Raw genomic sequence first — 6,820 nt, forward strand, 5'->3', positions numbered from 1 at the left:
CTTATTATCTAGGTTTTAATTATTTAATTGAGCTAATCAAAGTTGTGAAACATTGATTAAATAGTAGGCGTGGAACGTGACAAATCATTAAAAAAGCCCGAACAGTGATGTTCGGGCTATCAACTAGAAACTACAGCGTTGAATTATAAGGATAATTATAAAGCATTTCGTATAAGGTGTATTATGTTAATTTTAGTAGAACTAATAAATCTATATATTTGAAAATGTCATTTTACTCAATTAAATACTCTTCAGATATTTCACACTGTTCAACAAAAAAATGATCATGTGAAACTAAAATTACAGCGCCCTGATATTGGCTAATAGCCTGCGATAGAAGCTCTCTAGACTCAATATCTAAATGATTTTCTGGTTCATCAAGCAATAATAAATCAATACCATCAGGATAGTGACTCATTGCTAATAATGCGACTTTCAATTTTTCACCACCACTCAGTTCTGATAGTTTTAATAAAGCTTTTTCACGACGAATACGTAACTGACCTAACAAATTTCTCCACTCAACTTCAGTAAGATTGGAGTTATAAAGTGCAAGGTTTTCGATTACGGATAAATCATTATTTAATAAACTAAAGTTTTGATCTAAATACAAACATGTTCCACTAAAGAAAATATCATCACGTTGATGGGTAGAAATCAATTTCAATAAGGTTGATTTACCAATTCCATTAGCACCTTTAAGATGGATTTTTTCGCCAGCTTTCAATGCAAAATTAATTTTATTTGTTGCTGTATGGGGTAGCTTTAAATCATGAATTCTTAAAATCTCTCCTTGCTTCGTACTCTGTAAGTGGAATTCAAACTTCTGAGCTTTGATTTTTTCTACAATGGTCTGCCTATTAATCAGACTATTTTTCAAATCATCAGTTTGTCGAGTTTGTTGGGCACGTAGCTTACCTAAGCTTTGTCCAGCATTTTCCTTTTTGAAATCTAGAAAAATCTTTGCTTGAGAATTAGAATCACGAAGTTCATTGCCTTTAGATTGACGTTTATTCGCTTTCATTAAGCTATCATGTTGCCGTTGTTTTAACTGCTTTAATTCTTTTTTCTCATTATTAATAGACTGAGTTAATGCATCCATGTGTAGCTGATGCTGTTGAATGTAATGCTCATAATTACCTTTGTAGTGTTGTAAGCCTAATTCAGTTAAAGCATAAATATGTTGGACTTGATTGAGTAATTGGCGATCATGACTAATCAGGCATACACCACTAGGGTGTGCCAAAATACTCTCAATTAACCATTGTCTAGATGTTGAGTCTAAATGGTTGCTTGGTTCATCTAAAAGTAGATAGTGATCCTTTTTTAAAAACAAACGACATAAAGCCAGCTTTGTTTTTTGTCCTTCACTCAGTTTTTCTGTTGGAAAGTTCAAATCCGTAGGTAAGTCAGCATTTTCAAGTATATTTTGCCATTTTTGTGGTAAATCCCAGGTATTTTCAACTAACTCATAATCATCAAAACTAGCTGTATTGTTCTCTATACGCCGAAAAGCATGATGTAAATGATCTACCTCTAATGCTTGTGCAATATTTTCAGCATTAAGGCGTTCTAATTGTGCCAAATAATCATGTTGGATATTCCATGAAACTTGACCACTATAATGAATATCTAAAGCTTGGCTTTGATCTAATATTCTGAACAATAGGGATTTACCTAAACCATTACGTCCAATTAATGCAGAAACCTGTCCTGATAAAAGCGTAATGTTTAGCTGATCAAACATTTTCTGTGTAGAAAATTCTAAATTTAAGTTTGAAGCAATACATGCATGTTGCATAAAAAATTCCTCATGTAGAGGATATGCAAAATAGTGAAGATTAACTTATAAAAAACAATATATTATTTAGGATATAAAGTAGAGACCAAGAATATATAGCCACAAGTAGAATCTATTTTGCACATCAAAAGTTTAAAAATAATGATGAGAAAATGACTTACTTCATTGGCGTTACTCTTGGGAGGATGATTTGAATAAGGTTATTTTATAATGATAAGACAATCTGTCAAGCTTGTACTAAAGCTTCTAAAAGTTATTTAACATAATGGCTGTTATACGAAATTCAGTTGTCAGAAACCATTTATTACATCAAAAGTAATGAAAAAGTAAAGAATATGACTTATATTATCTTTACTTTAATGGTTTTTGAGTGAGGGAATCATGTCCGCAGTCAATTTCAATATGCGCTTAGAAGCAGAGTTAAAAGAACAAGTCACCCCAATTTTGGAAGACTATGGTTTGACTATGCCTCAAGCATTCAAACTGTTCTTGAATCAAATCGTTAAAACTAAAGCGATTCCTTTGTCTTTTGACTATGCACGAGAACCTGCTTTAACTCCTAAAGCAGCAGCCAAGTTACTTCAATCTTTAAAAGAGATTGAAAATGGCGAGTACACCGAGTACGAAACGGTAGAAGAAGCGATTAAAGCTATGTCGGAAGAAGCACATGGCTAAACGTAAGATTATCGTAACCAGTTCTTTTAAACGTGATATTAAAAGACGTTATTTAGAACTGGTTACGGCTGAATGGGCAGAAGTATTAGATTGTTTAGTCGCAAATAATCCTTTGCCTGAAAAGTATTTAGATCATCCCTTGAAAGGTGGTGCAGAGTTTAAAAATTGTCGTGATTGTCATGTGAAGCCTGATTTAGTCTTGATCTATAGGCTTGTTGGTGACGATATTTTAGAACTGCATCAGTTGGATAGCCATTCCGAAATTTTTGGATGACTATCGCTCGATGCTTTGAAAGATGGCTTTAGCCATGTTTCAAAGTCGGGCAACTTTGCGACTGCTGTCATTGATTCGGTGATGGCAAGAGCCGAGCAAAGTACTGTCTAATCATTATTTTGGGTCAATCACACAATAATCCTTATTCGCTCCGTGACAGTCATTTTTCATGATGCGAACGCAAGACTTCCCATTGCAATTTTTAATATCTAGGCTGTATTTTTGTTCTAGCCATGCAACGTCTGCTCTACGCTGTTTGATTTCGTCCATGCTCGGCACATATAAAAATAATGCTAAAAAGAAAACGATCAGCAAGCTAACAAAAGCACTGGCGTAGATTGCCATGAATCGCCAGTCAAGTTGATTGGTTGCATTGTTTAATTCCCGAATACTGTTGTTGAGTGCGTCTATTTGCTTCTGATTGGCGTTTTTTAGGTGTTTTTCGGTCTTATTGAGTACTCCGCTAGCCACTTCCTTGTAAAACGCTTCTAATCGCTTGTTATCGTCTGCTATGGCTTCTCGATACTCTTTCATAGATGCCAGTAAAATATAGAGCTGGTCATCTAGGTCGTTTTGGTTGCTCATCGGTACATTCCGCCCTGATCTAAGTCTTGTGATGCTTTACGGTTGGCTCGCTCGGCTTGCTGTTGCTCTAGTTTTTGCTGTCGTTGTATTTCGGCTTGGCGTTCTTGTTCTAGGCGTTTAGCTTCTTGGTTTTTCTGCCATTGCTCGAAGCCTTGCTCGGCACGGTTTAAACCACGCTGTAAAACGCTGTCTGTGCGCTGTTGCTGTTGTTTGAGGTGTTGGGCGTTGTGTTGCTTCACATGGTCGTTATAACGGCTGATTTCGGTGTCTATGCCTTGTCTACGGAGTTGAGTGACCGAAGTCCCCTCATGAATGGTGGCTTGTAGTCCATTGTTCTGATCGGCATAGCTGCGGTGGTCTATTTTTTCTCGGTAGCCTGCTCGCTCCAGTGCGTGATTGGCTAAGTCCGCCCATGTTTCCCGAATCTGTTTGATGTCGTCTTGGGTTGTTCCCATATTTAGGCTTTTGCGTTTGGCATTACTTAACTCAATATCGGTTTTTGTCGTCAAAGTGAGTTTATTGTCAGGGTCTAATTCAGCTTTTCGGGTGGTCAGCATGATATGGGCGTGATGGTTTTTATCATTTCCGCCTTTGCTGGGTTCGTGAATGGCTAAATCTGCGATCACGCCATAGCGATCAACAAGTGATTGAGCAAACTCTTTTGCCAAGTCCTTACGTTGATCAGCGTCTAATTCATCAGGTAGGGCAATGACCCATTCTCTAGCAGTTCGAGCATCTTTGCGGTTTTCGGACTGTTCCGCCAAGTTCCACAATTCGCTACGGTCTATTTCTATATCAAGGTTAGACACAATTTCGCTATGGGCGACACCATCCTTTCTCGTAAAATCGTGGGTTAGTCCTGTTCGTTCATCTTTGAGTTTTTCCCCTGCACGATAAGCCATAGATGCAACGGCAGTTCTTCCCGAACTGCGGTTAACGGTTTTGGTTGTACAGTGGTAAATCGCCATTAAATTTTCCTTGTGGCATCCACGTATTGATTACATTTCGGGCATTCTTTTCTAATAGTTTGAATGGATACTCCATTCATTTGCTCTATAAGAATTTTAGGTAATTTGTATAAAAATTCATTCCCACAGTTTGAGCATATAAAAATATGCTGTTCATCAATATTGTATTTCTTCATTTGCTTTACCGCTCTTGCTTTTGCTTTTGGGGTTAAGGGGTGTCCCCCTTACGCATCTTTTGACTTGAATGAAATTCAAGTCGTAAGTGCGCATTTCATGAAAAACACGATAGCATATTACCCGCTTGAATTTCAATTCATAGGGTCTTATGCTTGAGTGGTTTTCTATATTCCGAAATTAACCGTTATGACTAAATCTGCTGAAAATATCGAAAAGAAAATTGAAGCCCAGTTAGAGAAGCTGAAACAGTTAAAAGCACAGAAACAGGCTATTGAAGCAAGAGAACGTACCAAAAAGAAAGAACAGGAGCGCAAGGATGATACTAGGCGTAAAATTTTGCTCGGTTCTTACTTGATTAAGAAAATGCAGGCAAATGAAGCCAATAAAGAAAAAATACTCGCTGAACTCAACGAATATTTAACAGAAAATAGAGATCGACAGCTTTTTGATTTGCCCGATATTGAAGCCTAATTTTTCTTAGCTGTTTGGTTGTTTTGTTCGGCTTGATACTCTGGAATGAGCGTATTTAAAACCTTTTGAATATTGTCCTTGTCCTCGATTTGTAAATTATCCCGATAGTAAATTAAGTTCTGTATTTTGCTTTCCATCTGCATTTTTTCGGTGGGTTCGGCATCTTTGGATAGTCGGGATAATAGGAAGATATAACCGCATATATTTTCCCTCGCAATTTCATAATTTACGATGTCGAGGTATTCAACGGTCACATGCTTTAGATCGGTTGATAGGTTATTTAATTTAATCATGGCTGAAATCCTGATTTTTCTAAAATTGGATAAAGCTCTCTGAATTTTTCAGGCTCTAAAAGCATATCAGCGATACGAATAGCAAATTGTTGGTAGCTTTCTGTACCTTGTGAATATTTCCCCATTTCAGGCATTTCTGACATTTTTTTTGCAAATAAATGGCGTTGTGCATCGGTCATTTTGATAAAAAAGTCAGGTGTGTTTGGGTCACGCTTAGAATCTAATTTTTTCGGTTGTTGTTTCTGCTTAAACTTGAATGAAAACCCAGTAATTGTACGCCCTTTCTTGTGTTGCTCATAAGTGGCTTTTATGTCTGTATGTTCATTGATTTGAGTAATGGCAGTTTCTAATACACGGCTTTTAAAATGGTGCATACGTTGATATTCATCATCTTCAACACCTAAATTTTTACGTAATTGTTGTAGTTCAAAAACAGGTGTTTTACCAACTTCACGCCAAGCGATTAATAACTCATAAAGTCTAGTAGCATACTTACTGGTTAGGTGTGCAACTTGTTTGGCTTCATATTTTGTAAAGTGTTCTTCTAATCTAGTGATTAAAGGAACTACATCAGGTGCGAAAGTAATTTCTAGTAATGCCAAATCATCTACATAAAAAATACGGCTTACCCAGCGAGAGCGAACGATACCTACCTTCCCTGTTTTTTTATATTCGGCTGTATAGCTAAACTGCCTGTTAAATAGATTATTTACGGCATCTTTCAGGGCTTTGTAGGATGCATCAGGTGATACATTAAATAGTTTTGCATAGTCACTAGCATGTATTTCTAGTTTGCTATCTGCCGTAATACCCCGCCCTAATTCCCTTGCATTAATGATTGCAAGCATGACTAAACGCTGTTCCGTTAGTTCTAAATTATAACTGGCGTTTATTAATGCATTATCTTTCACAACTAAACCATTCTTCATATTAAATACACGTTATTATTAATGTGTATTTACACACTATATATTTTATGTGTGTAAATCAAGAGAATTTGTGTGCTTATACAAGAGAATTTGTGTGCTTATACAAGAGAATTTGTGTGCTTATACAAGAGAATTTGTGTGCTTATATAAGCTGTAGTCCTCTAATATCAATGTTTTCAGCTTATCTAAAAGCATTTAAAAGCTTTAAAAATAATTAAAAGCCTTTCGAGAGGGGAGTGCAAACTGCCCTAGGTACTCGCTAAAGCTCGTACTCTATTGAAGCTCGTTCCTCGCTTCGTGGGGCAGTTTTTGGGTAATCCTATTTGTGAAATCTAAAAGCAAAAATATTGGTAATGTATTCGCTTCGCTCATACTTTTTGAAAAGCAAAAGCTCCAAAGTTCGCACCCATTCGGGATGCTCTGTACCTACCGTTTAAAATCGAAAGGGAGCTTGTAATCAGAGAAAAGGCGAGGGCGAAATTTTGATGATGCTCAATCGCTCGTAGACACTCGCTCGGTTCTTATTATCTAGGTTTTAATTATTTAATTGAGCTAATCAAAGTTGTGAAACATTGATTAAATAGTAGGCGTGGAACGTGACAAATCATTAAAAAAGCCCGAACAGTGATGTTCGGGCTATCAACTAG

The 6,820-nt window shown here is 36.7% G+C and carries 8 protein-coding genes; 3 read left to right on the forward strand and 5 right to left on the reverse strand.

The features are described 5' to 3' along the window. Positions 1-232 precede the first annotated feature (232 nt). Positions 233-1,801, reverse strand: a complete 1,569-nt coding sequence (locus tag FTU09_RS13285; protein WP_159124549.1) for an ATP-binding cassette domain-containing protein — start codon at positions 1,799-1,801, stop codon at positions 233-235. Between the two features lie 381 nt (positions 1,802-2,182). Here FTU09_RS13285 and FTU09_RS13290 point away from each other — a divergent pair, with 381 nt between their 5' ends. Further along, positions 2,183-2,476 carry a type II toxin-antitoxin system RelB/DinJ family antitoxin gene (locus FTU09_RS13290; protein ID WP_004870963.1) on the forward strand — a complete coding sequence of 98 codons (294 nt, stop codon included), beginning with the start codon at positions 2,183-2,185 and terminating at the stop codon, positions 2,474-2,476. Beyond that, entirely contained in the window at positions 2,469-2,750 is a 282-nt protein-coding gene (locus FTU09_RS13295) for a type II toxin-antitoxin system YafQ family toxin (RefSeq protein ID WP_001129137.1), read from the forward strand. Before FTU09_RS13290 ends, FTU09_RS13295 begins: the two co-directional genes overlap by 8 nt. Positions 2,751-2,864: 114 nt before the next feature. Here FTU09_RS13295 and FTU09_RS13300 read toward each other — a convergent pair whose 3' ends face one another. Then, positions 2,865-3,335: a hypothetical protein gene (locus FTU09_RS13300; RefSeq protein ID WP_004870960.1), complete on the reverse strand. Its 471-nt coding sequence runs from the start codon at positions 3,333-3,335 to the stop codon at positions 2,865-2,867. Continuing rightward, the gene (gene mobQ / locus FTU09_RS13305) at positions 3,332-4,303 is read right to left on the reverse strand and encodes a MobQ family relaxase (protein WP_087528904.1); all 972 of its coding nucleotides are present in this window, start codon (positions 4,301-4,303) and stop codon (positions 3,332-3,334) included. Before mobQ ends, FTU09_RS13300 begins: the two co-directional genes overlap by 4 nt. A 363-nt stretch (positions 4,304-4,666) precedes the next feature. Between mobQ and FTU09_RS13310 the strand changes: the two genes are divergently transcribed. After that, a complete protein-coding gene (locus FTU09_RS13310) occupies positions 4,667-4,951 on the forward strand; it encodes a hypothetical protein (RefSeq protein WP_004871868.1) in 285 nt (94 codons plus the stop codon). On the opposite strand, the gene FTU09_RS13315 is transcribed toward FTU09_RS13310, so the two are convergent. Both FTU09_RS13315 and repM read right to left on the reverse strand, forming a co-directional pair. Further along, positions 4,948-5,244 (reverse strand): hypothetical protein, encoded by a 297-nt coding sequence (locus FTU09_RS13315; RefSeq protein ID WP_087528905.1) that lies wholly within the window; start codon positions 5,242-5,244, stop codon positions 4,948-4,950. The two genes, FTU09_RS13310 and FTU09_RS13315, sit on opposite strands and share 4 nt — an antisense overlap. After that, positions 5,241-6,173, reverse strand: coding sequence for a replication initiation protein RepM (gene repM / locus FTU09_RS13320; protein ID WP_026438545.1), 933 nt, complete (start codon positions 6,171-6,173; stop codon positions 5,241-5,243). Before repM ends, FTU09_RS13315 begins: the two co-directional genes overlap by 4 nt. Positions 6,174-6,820 lie beyond the last annotated feature (647 nt).

This window comes from Acinetobacter sp. YH12058 (assembly GCF_013419805.1).
Taxonomy (GTDB): Bacteria; Pseudomonadota; Gammaproteobacteria; order Pseudomonadales; family Moraxellaceae; genus Acinetobacter; species Acinetobacter towneri.

What these genes read in the sequence shown, in the direction of transcription:
- FTU09_RS13310 (WP_004871868.1), top strand. Translation starts at nt 4,667, where the DNA reads ATGACTAAATCTGCTGAAAATATCGAAAAGAAAATTGAAGCCCAGTTA.
- FTU09_RS13285 (WP_159124549.1), bottom strand. Translation starts at nt 1,801, where the DNA reads ATGCAACATGCATGTATTGCTTCAAACTTAAATTTAGAATTTTCTACA.
- mobQ (WP_087528904.1), bottom strand. Translation starts at nt 4,303, where the DNA reads ATGGCGATTTACCACTGTACAACCAAAACCGTTAACCGCAGTTCGGGA.
- FTU09_RS13290 (WP_004870963.1), top strand. Translation starts at nt 2,183, where the DNA reads ATGTCCGCAGTCAATTTCAATATGCGCTTAGAAGCAGAGTTAAAAGAA.
- FTU09_RS13315 (WP_087528905.1), bottom strand. Translation starts at nt 5,244, where the DNA reads ATGATTAAATTAAATAACCTATCAACCGATCTAAAGCATGTGACCGTT.
- FTU09_RS13295 (WP_001129137.1), top strand. Translation starts at nt 2,469, where the DNA reads ATGGCTAAACGTAAGATTATCGTAACCAGTTCTTTTAAACGTGATATT.
- FTU09_RS13300 (WP_004870960.1), bottom strand. Translation starts at nt 3,335, where the DNA reads ATGAGCAACCAAAACGACCTAGATGACCAGCTCTATATTTTACTGGCA.
- repM (WP_026438545.1), bottom strand. Translation starts at nt 6,173, where the DNA reads ATGAAGAATGGTTTAGTTGTGAAAGATAATGCATTAATAAACGCCAGT.